Genomic DNA, 22,210 nt, shown 5'->3' with positions numbered 1-22,210 from the left:
GCTGGTCCTGATGAAAAAATAATCATAAAGATTACTCGTTTTGAACATTTACTGTGCGCAAAAATGTTTTAAGATTAACTTGATTAAACGAGGTGTATGTAATTGCGAAAATTAGATAATATTTTAGGAACTTTATATGGGCAGGCTATTGGTGATGCGATGGGTATGCCAACGGAATTGTGGTCGCAAGAGCAGATTGCACAAGCTTTTCCGCAGGGCATTACCAATTTCGTGGCTGGACCAGCAACTAATGATATTGCGCGTTATTTTGATCGTGGTGAGTACACTGATGACACCAATCAAGCACTAGTCATTTTGGATTCGCTTATTCAGACTGAGTGGCAGCCCCAGACTACTAATTTAGTGCAGCATTTACTACAATGGGCGCAGCAAGTTAATGCTTGGGACAATAATGTTTTAGGTCCTAGTAGCAAGGCAGCTTTAACTTTAGCAAAAGCTGGCAAAAAAACTGCTGCTGTAACAGCGCAAGCGGTCACTAATGGGGCTGCAATGCGAATTGCCCCGATCGGCGCGCTTTTTGAACCAGCAGAATTAGACCAACTAGTTGATCTGGTTGTAGCCGTTACCCAGGTTACTCATTCTAGTGATGTGGCTTACAGTGGCGCCTGTTTGATTGCTGGTGCAGTCACAGCAGCACAAGCAGGCTATGCTTGGGATGAATTGGTCAAGTATGCTTTAAAGGCTAGTGATTTAGGCTTTTTGCAAGGCTGTCCTACATGGGCTGCTAAAATACACAATCGTGTAGATATGGCGATTGCTCTTGCAAGACAATATAGCGGACAACCACAAGATTTTCGACGTGCAATTTATGATACGATCGGCACGGGAACCATGCTTTCTGAAAGTGTACCCGCAGCTTTAGCGATTGCTTATTATTTTCGTGATGTTGAACAATGCGCTTTATTTTGTGCTAATTTGGGTGGTGATACCGATACGATTGGTGCTATGGCAACGGCAATTTGTGGCGCTGCGCAAGGTGCCAAACGAATTAAGCCTGCTTGGCGCCAACTAATTAATCAACAAAATCCGCAACATGATTTGTCATATTTGGCACAACAAATGATGCAATATACTTCTTATAGGTAGGAGATAAATAATAACTATGCAAAAAGAAGAAAATGTAGTACCTGTTACTGAACGTAATTTGACTCCCAAGGCTTTATTTTATAATTGGTTTGCCGCAAACATTGGCATTATGGGCTTTGTCTACGGTGCAATTATTGTCAGTTATCATCTATCTCTGGCACAAGCCTTATTAGCTGCTTTAATTGGTGCTTTGTCGTTCGTTTTTCCAGGTTTTATTGCCGTGATTGGACAAAAAAATGGTATTACCACTTTTAAATTAAGTCGTGTTGCTTTTGGTCGTCAAGGCAATAAAATTCCCAACTTAATTGCGTGGTTTAACATGGTTGGTTGGCTAGCAGTTAACGTTGTTACGGGTACATTATTATTTGTGGCGATGTTGCAGACTTTACATTTGCCTAAAAATTCTTTTACCATTTTAGGCTGTTTAGTAGTTTTTGGTGGTTTAATTATTGGATCAGGATTTTTGAATGAAACGCTTCTTGCTAAATTACAATCTTTAATTAGTTGGATTTTTGGAATCGCAACTTTAATTATTTTTTTGTTCTTTGTTGGTAAAACGCAATGGCCTAAAGCGCTAGCTATGACACACGGTTCTTGGAGCGCTGGTTTTTGGCCTGCAGTCAGTATTATTGCTGCGGGATCGGGAATTTCTTGGTCAATGGCTGCTGCGGACTGGGGTGCTTATGTGCAACCGCAAATTAAGCATGGCAGAACTTTTTGGTCAACCACTTTAGGGGGTGCTTTACCGTTATTTATATTGATGGTCGGTGGAATTTTTTTAAGTACTAGTGCACCTAATTTAGCGACTAGTAGCGATCCTTACCGAATTATGTATGGTGTTTTACCTACTTGGATGGGATTATTTTATTTCCTAGTTGCTGCCGGCGGTTTAGTGCCTCAGTGTATGATTTCGTTTCGCTCCGCACGTATTAATTTACAAACTCTCGGCATTAAAACTTCTCAGCTTAGTTCACTAATTTTGCATAGTCTGTTAGTGTTAGGAATTGCTAGTTATGTATTATTTGTAGCGCAAGATTTCTTAAGTAGTTTTGAGTTGTTTTTGAACTTTTTGGGAATTTGTTTGGTGACTTGGTTGGCAGTATTTTTGTGTGATTACTTATTTTACCGGCGGCAAGGTTACGATCTGGCTTTATTACAAATCCATTATCGTTGGCGCAGTATTATTGTTTGGTTATTGGCAACTAGCAGTGGTCTACTATTTACCAACAATGCTGTTTGGCAAGGACCGTTTGCACGAGGTGTTTTCCGTGACAATAGTTTAGGCGTTTTTGTGGCAGGATTTTTCGCATTATTTTTAATGGGACTAATTTATCTGATAGATCAGAGGTATCGCAAATGACAACAAAAGTATTAGTTATCGGGGCAGCTTTGGTTGATCTTATGACTAATGTTGACCATTTGCCACACGCAGGTGAAGATATTAGCGCGGATACGCCCAAAATAACGGTGGGTGGTTGTGCATTAAATGTTTGCAGCGCATTACAAAAAAACAATATTGCCGTGGATCTTTTAATTCCCGTCGGACAAGGTCCTTATGCCCAAATCATTCAAAAGCAATTTATCCAACATAATATCCACTCTTTAATAACTCCGCAGAAAAGCGACAATGGATGGGATTTATGCTTAGTGGAGGCAAATGGTGAGCGTAGTTTTGTGACTTTTGCTGGTGTGGAGCAGTCTTGGCAAGAAGATTGGTTTGTTAATTGTGACTGGTCAAATTATCAATATATCTATTTGAGTGGCTATGAGTTGGAAAATAAAACTAGTGCCCAAATTATTTTGCGACAATTACGGCAAAATGCATCGCAAATACCGATTTTATTCGATGCTTCACCAAGAATAGGCGCACTAGATCCCACTATTTTGCGAGAATTGTGGCAATTGTCAGTGATTGTTCACGCCAATCAAGCAGAATTAGCAATACTGGCAACACAAGCAACATCGCTCAAACAGCAATTGTTTCACGTGAAGCAATTGACGCAAATGCCTGTGATAGCAACGTTAGGCGCACATGGAACAATCTATTTACTTGACAATGAGTGCATTTTAGTGCCAGGTGAAGCTGCTGTGAAAATTCAAAATACTAGTGGCGCGGGTGATGCCCATTGTGGTGGTCTTTTAGTGGCTAAAATGCAAAATAAAACTTGGCCACGAGCTATACAATTCGCCAATGAATTAGCAGCATTAGTAGTTCAAAAAGCAGCAAGTAATTTTTATTAAAAAATAAGTGAAGTTCTTTTTTGAACTTCACTTATTTTTGTATTTTGCTAGTAATTCACTCAATACTTGTGCGCATACGTAACCTAAAGCAATAGCTCCTGTCAATAATACAACATGAAAAATTTGGGTTAAGGCGGTGGCTTCTTTTTTATTGAAAAACAACTCTAAAGCTTGATAAGCACTGGCTCCGGGAACTAAGGGAACCAGACCAGGGATATTAAAAACGGTACTCGGTTGGCGCCTTATACGCGCTAAAATGCTGCCCACGATGCCAACAACTAAGGCTGCGATGAAATTAGCAGGGATTTTACCAACGCTTATCTGCACCAATAGCCAGTATGTCATCCAGCCGATACAGCCGGATAGACCAGCCCAAATGAGCTCTTGCTTGCGAACTTGGATGAACAAGCCAAAAGCGATGGTGCCCACAAAGCTTAGAATGATTTGCACCAGTAAATGATAAAGTATTGTCATGATTTTTCCTCACAAACATAAGTAAAAGCTAATACCAACGCCGACCGCAATCGCTCCAACGACGCCCAAGGATTCTACTCCCCGTTCTGTGCCCGCTAATATATTACCCTCAATCAAATCACGTAACGCATTAGTCATCGGCACACCCGGCACTAAAGGCATTACAGCACCGATAATAATATTGTTCAAATTTTGTCCGAGATCATGTTGCACTAAAACAATTGCAGTAATTGCAATGACAAAAGCGCCTAACAACTCGCCCATAAAACGGATCCGTAATCGCTGATTGACAATGATCGAAAGCCAATAGCCTAGAGCGCCTAAAATAAAAGCTGCGGGAAAATCCCACCAATCATATAATTGCGTAAATATAATCATTAGGCATGCACTTTCTAGACCGGCGCCGAGGGTTTGCACTAATAATGAAAATAATTTGGGTTCTTTGAGAATGACTAATAATTTTTTGTGAAATGTATCTAAAGATATTTCCTGATGCTCAAAAGCGCGTGATAGTGTATTAACCTGCGAAATTCGGTGCATATCAATGCCACGATGATCAATTTGCATAAATCTAGTGTAAGGAGCTTTTTGAAAACTGGCTAAAACGCCTGTCAAACTAGTAAATGCGGCACTACTAACAACATCGCCACAATCGGCAATATGTTTCATCGTATCTTCGACACGATACATTTCCGACCCCGACTCAATTAAAATACGTCCTGCTAATAAGCATACTTCCATTAATTTATCTTCTTGTTGCACCTTGCCACCTGCTTTAAGTAAATTAATAACTTGATTGATAACATTATACTATACTCAATGTGAGCAATTGGTTAGGAGTGAAGGAAAATGCAAATAGCTATCATGGGCGGTTCGGGTTATGTGGGACAAGCTTTATTAGCTAAATTAGTAATGATACCTAATTATGATGTGGTTAGTTTATCGCGCTCTGGCGGTGATAAAGTGCAGCAACTATGGAAAAAGCAGGTAACCTTTATAAAAACCGATTTTGTGCATGATCAAAATTGGCAATCGGCAATTCAATCAGCAGATTGGGTTATTGATTTAGTAGGCATATTGCATGAGCATACTCGCCAACAAATTACGTATTATAATGCTAGTTTTTTGCCTGCACAAAAAGTTATTGATTATTTAGCAGAGCATCATTCATCCGCTAAATTTGTTTTTATGGCAGCTAATTGGGTGCCACGTAGTATGAACAAATATTTGTTTTATAAAGAAAAAGTTATCATTTATGCGCGCAAAAAATTGCCACAACAGACAATTGTTTTGTATCCCAATTTAATTTACGATCGCAAACGCAAGTCAAGTTGGCTATTGGCTCAGCTTTTAAAAGTGATTAATCGTTTTAGTAATGTACGACTATACCCTGACCAATTAACCAAGTTAACTGATGAAATTGTGCAAATCATTGCTGGTAAGCCGAGTTATCTAACTGCCAAACGTTAATATAAAAAAGCCTCCATATGAGGGAGGCTTTAAATGTGTGGTATGAATTTGATAAAAACTTCACTAAGGTGCTCCAAAGAAGTGGGATGATCGCTGTATAACCAGTGCCTGATCAATTCTACATCACCAGCCACAGCATAACGTTGTTCTTCTTTGGTCTCCTTATAAATATTAATTTTATGGGCAATTTCCAGTGCATTTTGCTTAAATGAATCAATGCAATCAGAACTGAGTAAAACCCTAAAAGACTTAGCATTCATTTGGATATATTTCAAAAAACTATGCACATAATGATCATAATTACTATGATAATCATCCAAATGTTTGCTGGTAGTAAAAAACTCTGAAATAATCCTTTTGTAATATTGCTGAATATCGTCTAAAACCTCATCCAAGCTCTTATAATAATGATAAAAAGTAGAACGATTAATATGAGCATATCGGCACACTTGGGTAATAGTGACGTGGTGCATGTCATTATGTTGAAGTAAATCTATTAAAGAACGAGCAATTTTATATTTAGCAGTCAGTTTTGTCGGGATAGTACTATCCATAAAATTACCTCCTGAAAAAGAAGTTAGTTCTCATACTGCAACAATATTCTGCCCCAAGTGTACATCATTTTTTAAGTTAAAACTATATTTTTTGTTAAAAATTGTGATAGTGTGTGTGCGTTTATTAGCACGCATAATTGTCATAATATTAAAAATAATAGACTGCCATATTTAATTGCTTGCCGCCCAATTAGTTAGATATTTGTCTAAATAATTTAAATAATTATGTCTTTTTTTATCAGTACTATGATCAATACTACCGAAATTTTTCCACGTTATTTTTTTGAATTTTAATTGCTTTAAAGTACTTTTTATAAAAACACTACTGATTGCATTGCCACAAAATAATCTCAAATAAAAAGTTGGTGACGTAGAAGTTGTAAGAACTAATGTTTTTTGTATATTATTTAAATTTCCTATAACTCCGGTTTTACCAACGTTATATGCAAATTTTTTCTTCATTATTTTATCTATGAAGCCCTTAATCATTGCTGGCGTATCATTCCACCAAACTGGAAAAATAAATATAACCTTATTTGATTGTTGGATAATATGCTGATAACGCTCAACTAAATGATCTGTTGTTTCCCCCTTATTAAATAAGGCCAACTCTGCAGTAGAATATAATGCATTAAAATTATCCGCATATAAATCTATCAAATGATAATTATTATTAATTTTTTTAAGAGCTGTGGTCACCGTATTTAAAATAGCATGATTAAAACTTTTACTATACGGATGGGCATAAATAATTGATGTATACATAGCCAGTTATTACCTCATTATATTTTTGTTTTATTAAGTACGGATAAAGCTTTTAAAAGGATCCCAACAGTTCAATTTCTCATTGGTTATTTGAGAAATTATTTTCATCCTTATAAATTTAATACAATGATATTTTAGCAACTGATAATGACAATGTCATTAATAATTTATTTTGTATATATTTTTTTATTAATTATGTAGTATAAAAATAACTATATTTTAATTAATTGTAATGTATATAATAAACTGCAAAAATCAGGCTTCACTTAATAATTGAATAAAAAGTTGCCCAATAAAAAATAACAATGACTCTTGCAAGACACTGTTATTTTTTATTTAGTTAGATATTTTTTGATTTCACCGGCAGTGCAAGTTTTGATGCCGTGCGCAGTTTTTACAAGCAAGTGTCCTTTTGCATCAACGTCAACTGCCGTGCCCCTTATTTGCTGGTCACCTATTTGCACGACGACTTGTTGTCCGAGTGTCACTAAATGCTTCTTATATTGTGTCAAAAAAGCGCCTTGCAAATAATTATCTTTTTCCTGTTCTAATTGAATGGCTAGTTGTGCTATGAAATTATAAATGCTGGTAGCGGCAGGATTTTCGGATAACAAATTGGTACTTGTGGTCAACTGCTTATCAATGTGCGGCTGATACAAATTTAGTCCAATGCCAATGATAGCAGTAGTCGGAGCAATTGTTTCAACTAGAATGCCAGCAATTTTTTTGTTGTTCAGTAGTAAATCGTTCACCCACTTAATTTGTGTATCTATTTGAAAAATCTGCTGAATGACTTGATGTAATTGCCAGGCAATGCCGGTGGTTAATAGACCAATATTCGACGTTTTTAGTCCGGCAATATTCACGGCTAGTGAGAAATACATGCCACCTAATCCGGAAATGAAATGACGCTTGTGTGTACCATAACCAGATGTTTGCTGATCGCTCAAAATAAGTTGTGGTGCTGTCAACGATGTATTGGCTAAATGCTGTTTAAGCAGTTGATTAGTAGAAGAAACTTGCTTGAACCAATGACTTTCGATATCTGTATATTTTAATAACGCACGCAATTTTTCTTGCTTGATCATTGAAATATTACTCATAAATAGTCTCCATAATTTTATCAGAATATAATATTAATTTGATATACAAAATATATCTTGGGCAATTATGACTAAAAAAGATTACATACTGAAAAGATCAACCTTAATTATATAATATTTGGCGAGCAAAATTTGACATTTTTGACAATATGCAATAATATACTGCCATCGAACACTTTGATGTTTGAAATAAATTGAAGGGGGATGTTAATTTCAAAATGGAGATGAACTCAAGCGAGATACAAGCGTTGATACCCAATCGTTATCCGTTGTTTTACATGGATGGCGTTGAAGAAATTGAAACTGACAAATCGATCAGTGCTATCAAAAATGTGACCGTTGATGAATCTTTCGTTAATAGTTATCTTCCTGGAAAGTTTATTATGCCTGCGACTTTGATTCTTGAATCACTGGCACAAGCTGCTTCCATTTTTATTTTGAAATCACCAAAATTTAAAAATAAAACAGCCTATTTGGGTGGGATTCCAAAGTCTGAAATCTTGCAAGATGTCAAAGCGGGAGATCAGTTACAGTTAAAAGTAGAACTAAAAAAACAACGCCAAAATATTGGACTAGTAGATTGTGTGGCTTTGGTCGATGAACAACCCGTGGTGACAGCAGAATTGATGTTTATCGTTGAAGATGTTGAATAGGTCGGCTCTTTTCCATTATGCTACAACTATTTTGGCTGACAAATTAGGAGTTGCATGAATGGAAGATAAATTAAGGCGCATCAATCAATTGTTAACTATTGTCTATAATGATATTTTGCGTGTAGAAGAACAAGAACTAAGAAAAAGTAAGTTTAAAGATATTTCCATCAAAGAGGTTCACGCCATTGACGCCATTTCTATGTATGATCATAAAACTAGTTCGCAATTGGCCCAAGAATTGATGATTACACCTGGAACAGTTACGACCATGGTTAAGAATTTAGTTCGCAAGGGTTATGTGGTACGTATTTATGGTGAAGATGATCATCGTATTGTTCGCTTAGGGTTAACACGTAAAGGACGTTTGGTTTATCGGTCACATGATTATTTTCATCGCCAGATGGTGGAGAAATTCATCGAGGATTTCAATGATGATCAGGTGATGATTATTGAACATGCGCTATTAAATTTGCGAGCTTTTTTGGAATTTCCCGCTCACATTGATGATGCAAAGGAGTAATTCCTTTTATGGGATTGAAAATTGTACGAACGGCACACTATGTACCAGAAAAAATTGTAACAAACAATGATTTGACAGCTTTCATGGAAACTTCTGATGAGTGGATTTCTTCGCGCACGGGTATTAAAGAGCGTCACATTGCACAAAAACAACAAACTTCTGATTTAGGTTTGGCTGTAGGACAACAGTTGTTACAGCAAGCTGATTGGTCACCACAAGATTTGGATTTTATTATCGTTGCAACAATGTCACCGGATTATTTGACGCCATCTACAGCGGCAATTATTCAAGGTAAGTTGCAAGCAACTAATGCTTTTGCTTTCGATATTAACGCAGCATGTTCCGGCTTTATTTATGCCTTGAGTGTAGCTGATAAAATCTTGAATACCAAAGTTCGACGAGGCATGATTATCGGTGCGGAAACTTTATCCAAGCTAGTTGATTGGCATGAACGTTCTACAGCGGTTTTGTTCGGCGATGGCGCCGGTGGCGTTTTGGTTGAGCATGATGACCAAGAGCAATCTGCGGTAATTGCAGAAGATTTACAAACTTTTGGTAGTGATGGTCAATCTTTGACAGCGGGATATCAGCCCATGAATTCGCTGTTTAATAATGATTCAGTGGATTCACATGCGCATTATTTTGAAATGGATGGTCGCGCTGTATATCGCTTTGCGACACACGAGGTTCCTAGTTCTATCATGCGGACTTTGCAGCAAGCGAAGTGGGAACCTGGAGAAGTGGATTGGTTTGTGTTGCATCAAGCTAATCTGCGGATTATTAAATCTATTGCTCGTCATTTGCAACAACCAGAAACAAAGTTTTTAACTAATGTGGCTCATTTTGGTAATACTTCTGCAGCAAGCGTGCCGATATTATTGGATGAAGCTGTAAACAATCAGCAGATTGATCGTGGACAAAAGTTGATTTTAAGTGGCTTTGGTGGCGGATTAACTGCTGGCAGTATTGCACTAATTTATTAAATTTAAGGAGTTTTTAAAATGACAGATAACGAAATTTTTGACAAAGTAAAAGAAATTATTGTGGACCAAACGGGTGAAGATGAAGCTGATGTTAAATTAGAAGCTGATATCAAAGACGATTTAAATGCTGATAGTTTGGATATTTTTGAAGTTATTAATGAATTAGAAGACGAATTTGACATCAAGATCGAAAACGAAGAAGGCATTAAAACTGTTGGTGACTTGGTAGATTTCGTCAAAGCACAATTAGCAACGGAAGAAGGTTAATCATGGAATTAAGCCCATTTATGAAGAGTTTGGGACTTAAGTATCCAATTTTCCAAGGTGGGATGGCTTGGGTTGCTGATGGAAAATTGGCAGCTGCAGTTTCTAACGCCGGTGGCTTAGGTATTATTGGGGCAGGTAATGCGCCCGGTAGTGCAATGGCTGAAGAAATTAAGATTGCTAAGTCACTAACTGATCGTCCCTTTGGAGTTAATGTAATGCTCCTTTCACCACACGTTGAAGAAGTGGTGAAAGTAATTCTTGAAAATAAAGATAATATTACTTTAGTAACAACAGGTGCTGGTAATCCATCCACTTATCTAAAACAATTTAAAGAAGCTAACATCAAGGTTATCCCAGTTGTTGGCTCTGTTGCTTTGGCTAAAATGATGGAAAGGGTTGGCGCCGACGCTGTGGTTGCCGAAGGTATGGAATCAGGCGGGCATATTGGTCGCTTGACAACGATGGCTTTAGTACCGCAAGTAGTTGATGCTGTAAATATTCCTGTGATTGCCGCTGGTGGTATCGGTGATGGTCGCGGAATGGCAGCTGCTTTCATGCTTGGCGCTCAAGGTGTTCAAATGGGAACCCGCTTTTTGGTAGCTGAAGAATCCAAAGTGCACCCCGTTTATAAGAAAGCTGTTTTAAAAGCTAAAGATATTGATACGATGGTAACTGGTGATTTTGCTGGACATCCTTCTCGTGTCATTAAAAATAAAATGGCTCGTAATTATATTAACTTGGAAAAAGCTGAAGCAGCTAAAGATAATCCTGATTACTCTGCTCTTGAGGAATTAGGTAACGGTAGTTTGCGGCGTGCTGTGCAAGATGGAGACGCCAAAACGGGTGCTTACATGGCTGGTGAAATTTCCGGTTTAGTTAAAAAAGAGCAACCCGCTGCTGAAATCTTGCATGATGTTTATGAACAGGCCGATAAGTTAATGGGTGGTGACAAGTAAACATTATGATTGGATTATTGTTTAGCGGTCAAGGTGCCCAAAAGACAGGTATTACGCAAGATATTTATGAAAAAATACCTAGTTATCGTCAAAGTATTGACCAAGCTTCCAGCATCTTAGGGTTAGATGTGGCTGGTTTATTGTTTGATGAGCAAAACGCTGACAAATTAGCGATGACCCAATATGCGCAACCCGTAATCGTGGCAATGAGTTATGGACTATTTCAATTAATTAAGGATTCATTACCAAAAAACAAATTTGGGACGGGTCTTAGTTTAGGTGAATACAGTGCTTTAGCTTGTGGTGGTTATGTTGGTTTTGCTACGGCTTTAAATTTAATAAAACGCCGCGGTGAGTTGATGCAACAAGCCAGTGATCAAACTGATAGTAAAATGGTCGCTGTTATGAAAGCTGATTTAGCTGATGTAGAAGCTGTTTGTAGAGCTACTAGTGATTTAGGAGCCATTGGTGTAGCTAACATTAATACACCAAAGCAAATTGTCATTGGTGGTCAAACAACCGCTGTTGATCAAGCTGCAGATCAGTTGGCAACAAAAAATAATGCTCGGATAATCCCCTTAGATGTCAGCGGGGCTTTTCACACGCCGGTTATGCAGCCTATTCAAGAACAGCTGCGACGTGAACTAGTTAAAGTCGACTGGCAAGAGGGGATTTTCCCCGTCTACAGCACAACTACGAAGACAGATTTTGTGCCACAACAACTAGCGCAAACATTGACAGATCAATTAGTTTCTACAACTTATTTTGCCGATACTTTGATGGAACATGGTCAAGGATTGGATGCAGTGATTGAAGTTGGTCCAGGTAAAACATTATTGTCGTTTGCCCGCAAAATTGTTCGTGGTGTTAAAACTTATCGTATCGATAGTCTGACGGATTTAGAGCAAACAATTGCAACGCTGGAGGCTAAATGATGGATTTAAAAGATAAAGTTGTTTTAGTTACTGGTAGTTCTCGTGGTATTGGCTTAGAAGTAGCACGAGCTTTTGCAATGCAAGGCGCGAATGTTGTTTTGAATGCGCGTAAGCCGATTGATGCAACGATTATTCAACAAATCAAAGATTTAGGCGTGAATTGTTGGGATATTAGTGCTAATGTTACCGATGTTGACTCTGTTAAAAATTTAATTAACAGTATTTTAGAGCAAGCTGGGCACTTGGATGTTGTAGTTAATAATGCTGGGATTGTTCGTGATGGTCTTTTAAATCGCATGTCTGAAGAAGATTTTAATTCAGTAGTAAAAACTAATTTAGTGGGTACTTTCAACGTGATTCGCCAATCTTTGCGCTCTATGTATAAGCAACGTTCTGGCTGTTTTATTAATATGGCTAGCGTGGTTGGCTTGACTGGTAATATTGGTCAAGCTAATTATGCTGCCAGTAAAGCCGGGATCATTGGTTTAACTAAGTCAGTGGCTCAAGAAGTTGCTTTACGTAATTTACGTTGTAACGCGATTGCGCCGGGAATGATTGATACACAAATGACTCAACAACTTAGCGACAAACGTCAAACTGAAATCATCAATCAGATTCCCTTGAAGCGTTTTGGTCAAATTAAAGAAGTAGCTGCTACGGCAGTCTTTTTAGCACAGAATGATTATATTACAGGGCAAACTATCACTGTTGATGGTGGCTTGACTATGCAGTAAGGAGAAAGCAATGAATAGAGTAGTAATTACAGGGATGGGAGCCTTAACTCCGATCGGTAATGATGTTGCCAGTTTTCAAGCTGGATTAGATGCTCAAAAAGTTGGTTTTGAACCTATATCTTATTTTGATTCAACTAAAACAGGCGTTACTTTAGCTGGTCAATTAGATGATTTTGATCCTTTAAAGCACTTAACTAAAAAAGACACCAAGAGAATGGATAAATTTACACAATATGCCATTTATGCTGCTGAAGAAGCAATGGCACAAGCTAAAATCACATCTGAAAATACAGATAGTGATCGCTTGGGTGTTATTTTTGGTAGTGGTATTGGTGGTTTAACAACAATTCAAGATCAAGTTATTAAGATGCATGATAAAGGCGCTGATCGTGTTTCGCCGATGTTTGTGCCAACAGCTATTGCTAATATGGCTGCCGGTAATTTATCTATGCGTTATCATGCGCATGGAATTTCCACGACCATTGTGACTGCCTGTGCTTCAGGTACTAACGCAATAGGTGAAGCCTTTCGCCGAGTTAAAGATGGCGATTGTGATGTCATGATTACTGGTGGTTCAGAAGCCTCAATCAATGAGATTGGGATTGCTGGATTTGCGGCTTTATCAACTTTGTCTACGGCAACCGACCCCACAAAAGCTAGTCTTCCTTTCGATGAGAATCGTTCTGGTTTTGTGATGGGTGAAGGTGCTGGTGTTTTAATTATTGAATCTTTGGATCATGCTCAACAACGTGATGCTGAAATTTTGGGTGAAATTGTTGGTTATGGTACAACTTCTGATTCTTATCATATTACTTCACCGGATCCTGCTGGTACCCAAGCTGCACGTGCCATGCAATTAGCAATGACGGAAGCTGGAGTTACTACTGAGCAAGTAGGCTATATTAATGCTCATGGTACAGCTACACAAGGTAATGATTCAGCCGAATCGAAAGCCATTAATCAACTGTTTGGTGTAGATAGTTCCGTTTTAGTATCCAGTACTAAGAGTATGACAGGACATTTGTTGGGAGCAACTGGTGCTATAGAAGCTGTGGCAACTGCTATGGCTTTGAAAAATGGTAAATTGCCGATTAACGTTGGTTTAACTAAGCAAGATGTTGCTTGCAACGTTAACTTGGTTAATGAGAATAATACGCAAACAGCCGTTGAATATGCCTTAAGTAATTCTTTTGGTTTTGGCGGACACAATGCCGTGTTAGCAATGAAGAGGTGGGAAAATTAATGACCTTTGCAGAGATTAAAGCGTTAATTGAACAAATTAATCAAAGTGAAATTCATGAATTTGATTTAGATTTCGATGGGGGACACTTGCATTTAAGTAAGCAAGATATTGCTACGATTCAGCAATCAGTTCCTGCTGCTCAACCAGCAGTAGCAGCTACTCAAGTTTCAACTAAGAATGATGATCAAGGTCAAACACCGACAATTAAGGCACCTTTAGTAGGTATTGTTTATTTGCAATCTGCACCTGATCAACCACCATTTAAAAAAGTAGGCGACCAGGTACAAAAAGGCGATGTTATTTGCGTGATTGAAGCCATGAAAATGATGACAGAAGTCAAAAGTGAAATTAGTGGTACCATTAGTGAAATTTTGGTATCCGATGAAGAAGTGGTTGAATACGATCAACCTTTGATGAAAGTAACACAATCCTAAGGGGGCAATTATGATAGAAATACAAGATAATCCCAACGTTTTGGACACTGTCCAAATCCAACAAATTTTACCACATCGTTATCCAATGCTTTTAGTAGATCGAGTATTAGATTGTAAAGCCGGTGAATATGCTATTGGACGTAAGAATGTGTCCATTAACGAGGACTTTTTTCAAGGACATTTCCCGGGCAATCCTGTGATGCCTGGGGCTTTGATTTTGGAAGCTTTGGCACAAACAGGAGCAATTGCTTTACTTTCTTTGCCAGAATTTAAAGGAAAAACTGCCTATTTTGGTGGTGTACGCAAAGCTAAATTCCGGCAAATGGTGCGTCCAGGAGACGTTTTACGCTTAGAAGTTGAATTAGATAAATTACGCAGTAATGTTGGCTTAGGTAAAGCGAAAGCTTATGTGGAAGATCAACTTGCTTGTTCAGCGGATCTTACTTTTGCGATCCAATAGGAGGATTCATGTTTGACAAAGTATTGATTGCTAATCGTGGAGAAATTGCCATTCGCGTGATGCGGGCATTGCGCGAATTAGGTATCAGTTCGGTGGCAGTTTATTCAACAGCAGATAAAGACGCACAGCATGTGCGCGAAGCTGATGAAGCAGTTTGTATCGGTAGTGCACAACCTGCTGCTTCCTACTTAAACATGCAAAATATTGTTAGTGCTGCCTTGTTAACTGGTGCACAAGCAATTCATCCGGGGTACGGTTTTTTGTCAGAAAGTGAAGAATTTGCGCAGCTGTGTGAAGAATGTCATTTGACTTTTATTGGACCAAAGTCTCAAACCATTTCGTTAATGGGTAATAAAGCTAATGCACGGATGACAATGCAACAAAATCATGTGCCTGTGATTCCGGGTAGTGAAGGTTTTGTCCAGAATTCGCAAGAAGCACTCCAAATTGCACAAGAAGTCGGTTTCCCGGTTATGATTAAAGCAGCTGCAGGTGGTGGTGGCAAGGGAATTCGCAAGGTTACTTGTGCAGAAGATTTGGCAGATGCTTTTTTACAAGCGCAAGAAGAAGCCCAATTATCATTTGGCGATAATCGAATGTATTTGGAAAAAGTTATCTCACCAGCTAAGCATATTGAAGTGCAAGTGTTGGCTGATCAAAATGGTCATGCGGTAGCTTTGCCTGAGCGTGATTGTTCTTTGCAACGCCGGCAACAAAAGGTTATTGAAGAAACACCTTGTTCTGTAATTCAAGATGACGAGCGCCAAAATTTGCAAGAAGTTGCTTTGCGTGCTGTTAAGGCGATTAATTATGAAAATGTTGGCACTATTGAATTTTTAATGGATCCTCAACATAATTTTTATTTCATGGAAATGAATACGCGAATTCAAGTGGAGCATTCAATTACCGAAGAAGTGTCTCAAGTGGATCTTATTAAAGAGCAAATTAATATTGCGGCGGGGCAAAATTTGTCATTAACGCAGGCTGATGTTCGTATACATGGTACAGCTATTGAAGCACGAATTAATGCTGAAGATCCGTTACATGGTTTTCGTCCGCAAGCTGGTCATATTCAACAAATGACTTTACCTGGTGGATTAGGTATTCGTTTAGAAAGTGGTGTCACGAGTGGTGATAATGTTTCGCCTTTCTATGATTCTATGATCATCAAAATTATTGCTCACGCAACAAATCGCAAATTAGTTTTGCGACGCATTATTGATGCGCTCAATGAATTTGAGATTCAAGGTTTGACGACCAATCGCGAATTTTTGGTGGCTTTATTAAAGCAACCCATTGTGCAGCAAGGTGAATACTTAACTAATTACATCGATAAAGAATTTTTGCCCCTTTATACTATGCAAGCTGATGTGTCAGAGGAGGCTGATTAGATGGCGCTTACTCCACATAATTTTGTGCGACATCCACAAAAAGCGTTAGCCACTTATCATCATAATGTACCCAGTGGAATTTTCAGATATTGTAATAAATGTGGTGCTAAATTTTATTTTCGGCGCGCTGGCAAATTCCAATTGTGTCCAGAATGTGGTTATGGTTTTCGAGTGACTGCTCGACAACGTTTGAAAATGCTGACTAAAGATTTTCAAGAGTGGGATGCCGATTTAGTAACACAAAATCCTTTAGATTTTCCAAATTACGATGAAAAGTTAAAAAAAGCACAATCTAAAACTAAATTGCAGGATGCTGTTTTAACTGGTTTAGCTGATTTGGATGGGCAAACAGCAGCTCTTGGTATAATGGATCCTTATTTCATTATGGGTAGTTTAGGAACAGCTAATGGTGAGAGGATCACACGACTATTTGAAAAAGCAACAGCACAAAAATTACCAGTGGTATTATTTACTGCTTCAGGTGGTGCGCGCATGCAAGAAGGAATTGCTTCTTTAATGCAAATGGCTAAGATTTCTCAGGCAGTCAATGAGCACCGGCAAGCTGGCTTATTGTATATTGCTGTAATCATGGATCCGACAACGGGCGGCGTCACAGCAAGTTTTGCTTCACAAGCTGATATTATTTTAGCTGAACCGCAGGCTTTGCTGGGTTTTGCTGGACAGCGCGTTATTGAGCAAACAATTAATAAGAAGTTGCCCGCTGATTTTCAAAGTGTGGAAAATGTTTATCAAAATGGATTTATTGATGCAATTGTTCCACGTACAGAACAAGTTGCTAAATTGGGACAATTATTGACAATTTTTGCAGCTGCTGGCTGGGAAGGTGAGCAATAATGGATAAACAAGCTATTTTACAGATTATGGACGGCGCCCGTAGCGATGCTAAAGCAAATATGCGGGCTATTGTAGAACAGCTTTTTGCTGATTTTGTGGAGTTGCATGGTGATCGTGTTGCTGGTGATGATGAAGCAATTATTGCTGGTTTTGCGACCATAGATCAGCGTAAAGTTGCAGTGATCGCTACAAATAAGGGACAAGAATTAAAAGAACGTCTAGTCACTCATTTTGGCAGTCCGACTCCTCAAGGATATCGCAAGGCTTTACGAGTGATGAAAATAGCACAAGCTATGCACGCTCCAATCATTACTTTAATCAATACACCGGGAGCTTACCCGGATGCTGATGCTGAAAAAGCGGGGCAAGGACAAGTTTTAGCTCAAAATATTAGTGAGATGTTGCAATTGAAAGTTCCACTTTTGTCGATTATTATTGGCGAAGCAGGATCTGGTGGCGCACTGGCTTTAGCGTGTTCTGATCAAGTATGGATGTTAGAATACAGTATGTATACTGTTTTATCGCCAGAAGGCTTTGCTTCAATTATGTGGAAAGATGCTAAATTATCACATGAAGCTGCTGCACAGATGCACATTGAACCAGATTTTTTGAAGGAACAAGGTGTCGTAGAACAAATTTTGCCAGAAACAGTATTGGAAAATCAGTGTCAACCGTTGCAAGAATTGATCATACAACAATTAAAGCTGTTCGATAAAACAAATTTGAATCAGTTATTACAACAACGTCGAGATCGTTTTCGTCGTTTTTAGTTCAGCGAATTTTTGATATTTTCAGGAATTCGTTTTTTTTGTTTCATAAAGTTAGCATCGCCTTGGTATAATTATTCTTAAAATGGTCAATCATCACAGAACTTTCATAGTTGAAGCGTATGATGATGACAATTTCGTTGTTGTTATATTAAACAATCGATAATAATTTATTTTATAAATTTGTGGGCCTCTAAGGCTGAAAGGACTGTTTAAATTATGCATTATTGTCCTAATTGTGGTGCTAAAGTTGCGGCTGGTGTCAAGAAATGTCCCCATTGTGACTATCAATTTCAAAATCCTGCTGATCGTAGGCGCAACGTGGCTTCTGATACAAATACTGCTTATTCACGTTCAACCCGTTATCATTCTGATAATTCGCTTTGGCAATTTATACTTTGGTTAAAAGATAATCCTGTGACGTTATTATTGGCGTTAATTCTAGTTATTTTAACTGGGATTTATGTCGGTAAAATTATTATGGTTATTTTGGTGATTACTTTGCTGGCTGTAGGCTATTGGCATGCTAACAAGAAGCAAGTTAGTACTGACCAAAAGTTGCGTCGTATTTTTGGTAAAAATAAGACTAAAACGCAAGCGAAACACTTGCACCCACGTGTAAAAAAAACGATTGACCCTTCATTGAGTAATCAACAATTTAATTATGATCAATCCATGGAAGCCGGACGACAAACGGAAGTTGCACAGGTCGTTCCTACTTCTAAGTCGGTGCGTTCTGGTCAGCGTTCTTGGGTATCCTTTGTAGTAGCAGCGCTCTTAATTAGTACCAGTTATTGGCCCCATTTTTTTAATGTAGATCTTTTTGCAGGGGTTCAGGCTTTTAATAGTGATAATAGTGCGTCTTTAGCGCAAATTATGCAACGCAGCATTTTACTGTTGGATTCAATTTTTAATCTTAGTATTAAACCAGATTTGAGTTTATGGATTATTGCTGCAGGTCCAATTTTAACGTTATTAGGAGCTTTGATGCCCAACCATTTTGGTCGACGTCTGGCCATTTGGGGAGCAGTTATTAGTGTTATTTTTTATTTAGGTGGCTTTTTGATTTTAAAAGGGATATTGTCTTTTGGTTCCAATATGGGGGTAACACCTCAATTAGCATTAGGCGCATCCGGTTCTGTAGCCGTGTGTGGTAGTATTGTTCTGCTTGCTGTGACTGTTTGGCAAGCACATCGAAAACATTGATTGTATGATATGATTGAGATTAAATTGCTGAACATTTACATCACTAAAATCTAAATCCATGAGGGGGATATAATGAAGATTTTGGTAGTTGATAATGATCCAGATATTGTGGAATTGTTAAGTATTTACATTAAAAATGAGAATTATCAGCCGATTATTGCTAATTCGGGTATGCAAGCTTTAGATAAATTACAACAAAATTCCGATATTTCGTTAGTTATTTTGGATATTGTGTTGCCAGATATGGCGGGGGTTGATGTTATTAAAACAATTCGCCAAAATTCGCAGTTGCCGATAATTGTTGTATCAGCTAAGGCTAGCGATATTGATCGTATCCAAGGCTTAATGGTGGGGGCTGATGATTATATAGCTAAGCCATTTAATCCTTTAGAAGTGATCGCACGCATGAAATCATTGTTGCGTCGCAGTTTGCCTGCTGAGTCGAGTAAGCTGGTGATTGGTTCTATTACAATTGACAAAAAGGCTCGTGAAGTAACGACTAATCAAGGTGTTGACATACAATTGACATCTTTAGAATTCGGCATTTTGTATTTACTAGCTAGTCATCCTAATCAAGTTTTTTCGGCTAAGGAGATTTTTGAGAAAGTTTGGCAACAAAATGGTGTTTTTGCTGCCAAAACAGTTATGGTGCATGTTAGTCATCTGCGCGATAAACTAGAAGCTGCCACCAATGGGGAAAAAATAATTCAAACAGTTTGGGGCGCTGGTTATAAGGCAGTAGCTGCATAATTTTCAGTCAACGCAAGCGTAATTTAACAAGTGAGGGAAAACGGTATGACGTTAATACTAAATGGTTGTATTTTATTATTAAAGGAACACCAATTATTAAAGCAAGCGGATATTGTTTTTGATAATGAGATTACAGCAGTAACCTATGATTCACGGACAGTCCAAAAAGATGGAATGTTTTTTTGCAAGGGAACAAACTTCAAAGAAGAATATTTAGTGCAAGCCCAAAAAAATGGTGCAACTACTTATGTTTCCGAAATTGCCTATCCCAACATCAAAGGTATGAATGCTTTAATTGTTAATGATGTTCAAAAAGCCATGGCGCTTTTAGGAGCCGCATTTTACGATTATCCGCAAAATAAGTTGTTTGTTATTGCTTTCACGGGGACGAAGGGGAAGACTACTTCTGCATATTTTACACGCGGAATATTACAAAACTATTCCAACAAAAAAACTGCTTTATTTTCCACTATTGATCGAATCGTTGGTCCTAAACCTGAACAACGGTTTAAATCGGATTTGACGACACCAGAATCGTTAGATTTATTTAGAGATATGCGAACAGCAGTTGATAATGGTATGACGCATTTAGTTATGGAAGTATCTTCGCAAGCTTATAAACGTAATCGGGTTTATGGATTGCACTATGATGTCGGTTTCTTTTTAAATATTTCGCCTGATCACATCGGTCCTAATGAGCATCCGGATTTTGCGGATTATTTACATTGTAAATTACAATTGTTAGTTAATTCTAAGTATTGCGTGATTAATGCTGATACCGCTTGTTTTGAAGAGGTTTATCAAGCAGCCAAGGCCACGACTGCTGCAGACAATATTTATTTATTTGCCAAGAAAGGCAAAAATACTGATAATGTGGATTTCGTTTATTCCAGTCAAGAAGCTACTTTAGCTGATAGTGAATTCAGTATTATAGCGCAGACTGTTAAAGCACAGGCTTTGAATGTCGCTGGTCTATATCAATTGAGTTTGATTGGCGATTTTAATGAAAGTAATGCTACTGCAGCAGTAATTGGTGCAGGATTGGCTGGGGCACCTTATGAATTGGCTAAAACTTCATTAGCAAATGTGCGGATTCCTGGACGTATGGAAACTTTAAAGACGCAAGATCACGGTACGATTTATGTGGATTATGCTCATAATTATGCTAGTATGCAGGCACTATTGAGCTTTTTGAAAAAAAATAATCCTGATAAAAAAATAATTGTAGTTGTGGGTAGCCCGGGCAATAAAGGTGTGTCGCGTCGTGCTGATTTCGCAAAAGTTTTATCGGAATATGCTGATTTTGCTTATTTAACAACTGATGATCCTGGATTTGAAGATCCTGCAGCAATTTGTGCGGAGATTGACGAACGAATTGATCATCAAAAAGTGGCGGTGCAAACTATTTTGGATCGTTTTCAAGCTATTGCTGTAGCTATTAAGCAAAGTAATCCTGACGATTTGGTTATTTTGGCAGGTAAAGGTCGCGATAATTATCAGAAAGTAGCAGGGGAAGATCAACCTTATCCTGATGATTTCAATGTAGCTAAGCAAATTGTGTTAGATCTTGAGGATTAAATTATGAAGAATTTTTTTACAGTGATCGGTGGAATGGGTACGCAAGCTACGGAAAGTTATTTACGCCTGTTAAATGCACGGACGCCAGCCAAGTGTGATCAAGATTTTTTGAATTATATTTTGGTCAATCATGCTACAGTTCCAGACCGTACGGCTTATATTTTGGATCATAGTCAGCCTAGTTTTTATCCGGATTTGTTGGAAGATATTCAACAGCAAAGTTTATTAAAGCCAGATTTCATGGTGCTTATTTGTAATACGGCACACTTTTTTTATGAACAACTTCAAGCAGCAACTGCCGTACCTTTATTGCATATGCCCCGAATGGCAGTCCGCCAGCTTAAAATGCAATATCCGCACGCTAAAAAAGTAGGTTTGATTGCTACAAAAGGAACTTTAGCCGATCAAATTTATCAAACAGAATTAACTAAACAAGGCTATGAAGTTACTGTTGGTGACACAACTTTGCAAAAAGATGTTATGGCATTGATCTATGAGCATATTAAGGAAAAAGGTCAAGTAGACGTAAAATTGTATCATTCTATTTTAGAACGTATGCAAAATGATTTTGGCGCACAAGCTGTCATTTTAGGTTGTACCGAATTGTCAGTTGCTCAAGAAAAAGCGGCCCAACATCCTTATGCGGTTATTGATGCCCAGAGCGTGATTGTTGATGCTAGTATCGCCTTGGCACAGCAAATACGTTCAGGTAATAAGATTAATATTCAAGATGGTGTCATCAATTAAATATAATCTTTTAATTA

The 22,210-nt window shown here is 38.1% G+C and carries 26 protein-coding genes; 21 read left to right on the top strand and 5 right to left on the bottom strand.

Going from position 1 to position 22,210, the window contains the following annotated elements; all coding sequences use genetic code 11:
* Positions 1 to 102: 102 nt before the first annotated feature.
* The 3 genes from MOO47_RS03580 to MOO47_RS03570 are packed head-to-tail and all read left to right on the top strand — an operon-like array spanning position 103 to position 3,348.
* The gene (locus MOO47_RS03580) at positions 103 to 1,107 is read left to right on the top strand and encodes an ADP-ribosylglycohydrolase family protein (protein WP_249513425.1); all 1,005 of its coding nucleotides are present in this window, start codon (positions 103 to 105) and stop codon (positions 1,105 to 1,107) included.
* Positions 1,108 to 1,123: 16 nt separating this feature from the next.
* Positions 1,124 to 2,467: a purine-cytosine permease family protein gene (locus tag MOO47_RS03575; RefSeq protein ID WP_249513424.1), complete on the top strand. Its 1,344-nt coding sequence runs from the start codon at positions 1,124 to 1,126 to the stop codon at positions 2,465 to 2,467.
* Positions 2,464 to 3,348, top strand: coding sequence for a PfkB family carbohydrate kinase (locus MOO47_RS03570; protein WP_249513423.1), 885 nt, complete (start codon positions 2,464 to 2,466; stop codon positions 3,346 to 3,348). Before MOO47_RS03575 ends, MOO47_RS03570 begins: the two co-directional genes overlap by 4 nt.
* 27 nt (positions 3,349 to 3,375) lie before the next feature.
* Here the strand turns inward: MOO47_RS03570 and MOO47_RS03565 are convergent, their stop codons facing one another.
* Together MOO47_RS03565 and MOO47_RS03560 are read right to left on the bottom strand one after the other, a co-directional pair.
* On the bottom strand, positions 3,376 to 3,822 hold the full coding sequence (locus MOO47_RS03565) for a threonine/serine exporter family protein (RefSeq protein ID WP_249513422.1): 447 nt from the start codon (positions 3,820 to 3,822) through the stop codon (positions 3,376 to 3,378).
* A 9-nt stretch (positions 3,823 to 3,831) separates the two neighbouring features.
* A complete protein-coding gene (locus tag MOO47_RS03560; protein ID WP_249513421.1) occupies positions 3,832 to 4,584 on the bottom strand; it encodes a threonine/serine exporter family protein in 753 nt (250 codons plus the stop codon).
* Between the two features lie 87 nt (positions 4,585 to 4,671).
* Between MOO47_RS03560 and MOO47_RS03555 the strand changes: the two genes are divergently transcribed.
* A complete protein-coding gene (locus MOO47_RS03555; RefSeq protein WP_249513420.1) occupies positions 4,672 to 5,292 on the top strand; it encodes an NAD-dependent epimerase/dehydratase family protein in 621 nt (206 codons plus the stop codon).
* A 29-nt stretch (positions 5,293 to 5,321) separates the two neighbouring features.
* On the opposite strand, the gene MOO47_RS03550 is transcribed toward MOO47_RS03555, so the two are convergent.
* The 3 genes from MOO47_RS03550 to MOO47_RS03540 all read right to left on the bottom strand — a co-directional run bounded on the left by MOO47_RS03550 (position 5,322) and on the right by MOO47_RS03540 (position 7,714).
* A complete protein-coding gene (locus MOO47_RS03550) occupies positions 5,322 to 5,846 on the bottom strand; it encodes a TetR/AcrR family transcriptional regulator (RefSeq protein ID WP_249513419.1) in 525 nt (174 codons plus the stop codon).
* A gap of 171 nt (positions 5,847 to 6,017) precedes the next feature.
* Positions 6,018 to 6,611 (bottom strand): NAD(P)H-dependent oxidoreductase, encoded by a 594-nt coding sequence (locus MOO47_RS03545; protein WP_249513418.1) that lies wholly within the window; start codon positions 6,609 to 6,611, stop codon positions 6,018 to 6,020.
* Positions 6,612 to 6,943: 332 nt separating this feature from the next.
* Positions 6,944 to 7,714, bottom strand: coding sequence for a biotin--[acetyl-CoA-carboxylase] ligase (locus MOO47_RS03540; protein ID WP_249513417.1), 771 nt, complete (start codon positions 7,712 to 7,714; stop codon positions 6,944 to 6,946).
* A gap of 218 nt (positions 7,715 to 7,932) precedes the next feature.
* Between MOO47_RS03540 and fabZ (MOO47_RS03535) the strand changes: the two genes are divergently transcribed.
* The 17 genes from fabZ (MOO47_RS03535) (at position 7,933) to MOO47_RS03455 (ending at position 22,193) form a co-directional block, all read left to right on the top strand.
* Entirely contained in the window at positions 7,933 to 8,367 is a 435-nt protein-coding gene (fabZ, locus tag MOO47_RS03535) for a 3-hydroxyacyl-ACP dehydratase FabZ (protein WP_249513416.1), read from the top strand.
* Between the two features lie 58 nt (positions 8,368 to 8,425).
* Positions 8,426 to 8,887, top strand: coding sequence for a MarR family winged helix-turn-helix transcriptional regulator (locus MOO47_RS03530; protein WP_249513415.1), 462 nt, complete (start codon positions 8,426 to 8,428; stop codon positions 8,885 to 8,887).
* An 8-nt stretch (positions 8,888 to 8,895) separates the two neighbouring features.
* Positions 8,896 to 9,870, top strand: coding sequence for a beta-ketoacyl-ACP synthase III (locus MOO47_RS03525; protein ID WP_249513414.1), 975 nt, complete (start codon positions 8,896 to 8,898; stop codon positions 9,868 to 9,870).
* A gap of 18 nt (positions 9,871 to 9,888) precedes the next feature.
* On the top strand, positions 9,889 to 10,137 hold the full coding sequence (locus MOO47_RS03520) for an acyl carrier protein (protein ID WP_249513413.1): 249 nt from the start codon (positions 9,889 to 9,891) through the stop codon (positions 10,135 to 10,137).
* A gap of 2 nt (positions 10,138 to 10,139) precedes the next feature.
* On the top strand, positions 10,140 to 11,093 hold the full coding sequence (gene fabK, locus MOO47_RS03515; RefSeq protein WP_249513412.1) for an enoyl-[acyl-carrier-protein] reductase FabK: 954 nt from the start codon (positions 10,140 to 10,142) through the stop codon (positions 11,091 to 11,093).
* A 5-nt stretch (positions 11,094 to 11,098) separates the two neighbouring features.
* Positions 11,099 to 12,028 (top strand): ACP S-malonyltransferase, encoded by a 930-nt coding sequence (locus MOO47_RS03510; protein WP_249513411.1) that lies wholly within the window; start codon positions 11,099 to 11,101, stop codon positions 12,026 to 12,028.
* Positions 12,028 to 12,762 (top strand): 3-oxoacyl-[acyl-carrier-protein] reductase, encoded by a 735-nt coding sequence (fabG, locus tag MOO47_RS03505; RefSeq protein ID WP_249513535.1) that lies wholly within the window; start codon positions 12,028 to 12,030, stop codon positions 12,760 to 12,762. The genes MOO47_RS03510 and fabG overlap by 1 nt, the downstream gene beginning before the upstream one ends.
* A gap of 10 nt (positions 12,763 to 12,772) precedes the next feature.
* On the top strand, positions 12,773 to 14,005 hold the full coding sequence (fabF, locus tag MOO47_RS03500) for a beta-ketoacyl-ACP synthase II (protein WP_249513410.1): 1,233 nt from the start codon (positions 12,773 to 12,775) through the stop codon (positions 14,003 to 14,005).
* Entirely contained in the window at positions 14,005 to 14,439 is a 435-nt protein-coding gene (gene accB / locus MOO47_RS03495; RefSeq protein WP_249513409.1) for an acetyl-CoA carboxylase biotin carboxyl carrier protein, read from the top strand. Before fabF ends, accB begins: the two co-directional genes overlap by 1 nt.
* Positions 14,440 to 14,449: 10 nt before the next feature.
* Positions 14,450 to 14,899, top strand: a complete 450-nt coding sequence (gene fabZ / locus MOO47_RS03490) for a 3-hydroxyacyl-ACP dehydratase FabZ (protein WP_249513408.1) — start codon at positions 14,450 to 14,452, stop codon at positions 14,897 to 14,899.
* Between the two features lie 8 nt (positions 14,900 to 14,907).
* A complete protein-coding gene (locus tag MOO47_RS03485; protein ID WP_249513407.1) occupies positions 14,908 to 16,290 on the top strand; it encodes an acetyl-CoA carboxylase biotin carboxylase subunit in 1,383 nt (460 codons plus the stop codon).
* A complete protein-coding gene (locus MOO47_RS03480) occupies positions 16,291 to 17,145 on the top strand; it encodes an acetyl-CoA carboxylase carboxyltransferase subunit beta (protein ID WP_249513406.1) in 855 nt (284 codons plus the stop codon).
* Positions 17,145 to 17,915: an acetyl-CoA carboxylase carboxyltransferase subunit alpha gene (gene accA, locus MOO47_RS03475; protein WP_249513405.1), complete on the top strand. Its 771-nt coding sequence runs from the start codon at positions 17,145 to 17,147 to the stop codon at positions 17,913 to 17,915. Before MOO47_RS03480 ends, accA begins: the two co-directional genes overlap by 1 nt.
* Positions 17,916 to 18,131: 216 nt before the next feature.
* Positions 18,132 to 19,118, top strand: a complete 987-nt coding sequence (locus MOO47_RS03470) for a zinc ribbon domain-containing protein (RefSeq protein WP_249513404.1) — start codon at positions 18,132 to 18,134, stop codon at positions 19,116 to 19,118.
* 72 nt (positions 19,119 to 19,190) lie between these two features.
* Positions 19,191 to 19,868, top strand: a complete 678-nt coding sequence (locus MOO47_RS03465) for a response regulator transcription factor (RefSeq protein WP_249513403.1) — start codon at positions 19,191 to 19,193, stop codon at positions 19,866 to 19,868.
* A gap of 45 nt (positions 19,869 to 19,913) precedes the next feature.
* Complete coding sequence (locus MOO47_RS03460) at positions 19,914 to 21,446, top strand: UDP-N-acetylmuramoyl-L-alanyl-D-glutamate--2,6-diaminopimelate ligase (protein WP_249513402.1); 1,533 nt, start codon at positions 19,914 to 19,916, stop codon at positions 21,444 to 21,446.
* 3 nt (positions 21,447 to 21,449) lie between these two features.
* Entirely contained in the window at positions 21,450 to 22,193 is a 744-nt protein-coding gene (locus MOO47_RS03455) for an aspartate/glutamate racemase family protein (RefSeq protein WP_249513401.1), read from the top strand.
* Positions 22,194 to 22,210: the final 17 nt, after the last annotated feature.

It is taken from the genome of Bombilactobacillus thymidiniphilus (assembly GCF_023380245.1).
Classification (GTDB): domain Bacteria; phylum Bacillota; class Bacilli; order Lactobacillales; family Lactobacillaceae; genus Bombilactobacillus; species Bombilactobacillus thymidiniphilus.
The sequence above is the reverse complement of the archived record's forward strand: the minus strand, read 5'-3'. Positions and strand labels throughout refer to the sequence as shown.

Coding starts and splice junctions, on each gene's coding strand:
- MOO47_RS03510 (WP_249513411.1), top strand. CDS start 11,099: ATGATTGGATTATTGTTTAGCGGTCAAGGTGCCCAAAAGACAGGTATT.
- MOO47_RS03540 (WP_249513417.1), bottom strand. CDS start 7,714: ATGAGTAATATTTCAATGATCAAGCAAGAAAAATTGCGTGCGTTATTA.
- MOO47_RS03570 (WP_249513423.1), top strand. CDS start 2,464: ATGACAACAAAAGTATTAGTTATCGGGGCAGCTTTGGTTGATCTTATG.
- accA (WP_249513405.1), top strand. CDS start 17,145: ATGGATAAACAAGCTATTTTACAGATTATGGACGGCGCCCGTAGCGAT.
- MOO47_RS03575 (WP_249513424.1), top strand. CDS start 1,124: ATGCAAAAAGAAGAAAATGTAGTACCTGTTACTGAACGTAATTTGACT.
- MOO47_RS03480 (WP_249513406.1), top strand. CDS start 16,291: ATGGCGCTTACTCCACATAATTTTGTGCGACATCCACAAAAAGCGTTA.
- MOO47_RS03520 (WP_249513413.1), top strand. CDS start 9,889: ATGACAGATAACGAAATTTTTGACAAAGTAAAAGAAATTATTGTGGAC.
- MOO47_RS03485 (WP_249513407.1), top strand. CDS start 14,908: ATGTTTGACAAAGTATTGATTGCTAATCGTGGAGAAATTGCCATTCGC.
- MOO47_RS03565 (WP_249513422.1), bottom strand. CDS start 3,822: ATGACAATACTTTATCATTTACTGGTGCAAATCATTCTAAGCTTTGTG.
- MOO47_RS03525 (WP_249513414.1), top strand. CDS start 8,896: ATGGGATTGAAAATTGTACGAACGGCACACTATGTACCAGAAAAAATT.
- MOO47_RS03460 (WP_249513402.1), top strand. CDS start 19,914: ATGACGTTAATACTAAATGGTTGTATTTTATTATTAAAGGAACACCAA.
- MOO47_RS03465 (WP_249513403.1), top strand. CDS start 19,191: ATGAAGATTTTGGTAGTTGATAATGATCCAGATATTGTGGAATTGTTA.
- MOO47_RS03555 (WP_249513420.1), top strand. CDS start 4,672: ATGCAAATAGCTATCATGGGCGGTTCGGGTTATGTGGGACAAGCTTTA.
- MOO47_RS03455 (WP_249513401.1), top strand. CDS start 21,450: ATGAAGAATTTTTTTACAGTGATCGGTGGAATGGGTACGCAAGCTACG.
- MOO47_RS03470 (WP_249513404.1), top strand. CDS start 18,132: ATGCATTATTGTCCTAATTGTGGTGCTAAAGTTGCGGCTGGTGTCAAG.
- fabK (WP_249513412.1), top strand. CDS start 10,140: ATGGAATTAAGCCCATTTATGAAGAGTTTGGGACTTAAGTATCCAATT.
- MOO47_RS03545 (WP_249513418.1), bottom strand. CDS start 6,611: ATGTATACATCAATTATTTATGCCCATCCGTATAGTAAAAGTTTTAAT.
- fabF (WP_249513410.1), top strand. CDS start 12,773: ATGAATAGAGTAGTAATTACAGGGATGGGAGCCTTAACTCCGATCGGT.
- accB (WP_249513409.1), top strand. CDS start 14,005: ATGACCTTTGCAGAGATTAAAGCGTTAATTGAACAAATTAATCAAAGT.
- fabZ (WP_249513416.1), top strand. CDS start 7,933: ATGGAGATGAACTCAAGCGAGATACAAGCGTTGATACCCAATCGTTAT.
- MOO47_RS03530 (WP_249513415.1), top strand. CDS start 8,426: ATGGAAGATAAATTAAGGCGCATCAATCAATTGTTAACTATTGTCTAT.
- fabG (WP_249513535.1), top strand. CDS start 12,028: ATGGATTTAAAAGATAAAGTTGTTTTAGTTACTGGTAGTTCTCGTGGT.
- fabZ (WP_249513408.1), top strand. CDS start 14,450: ATGATAGAAATACAAGATAATCCCAACGTTTTGGACACTGTCCAAATC.
- MOO47_RS03550 (WP_249513419.1), bottom strand. CDS start 5,846: ATGGATAGTACTATCCCGACAAAACTGACTGCTAAATATAAAATTGCT.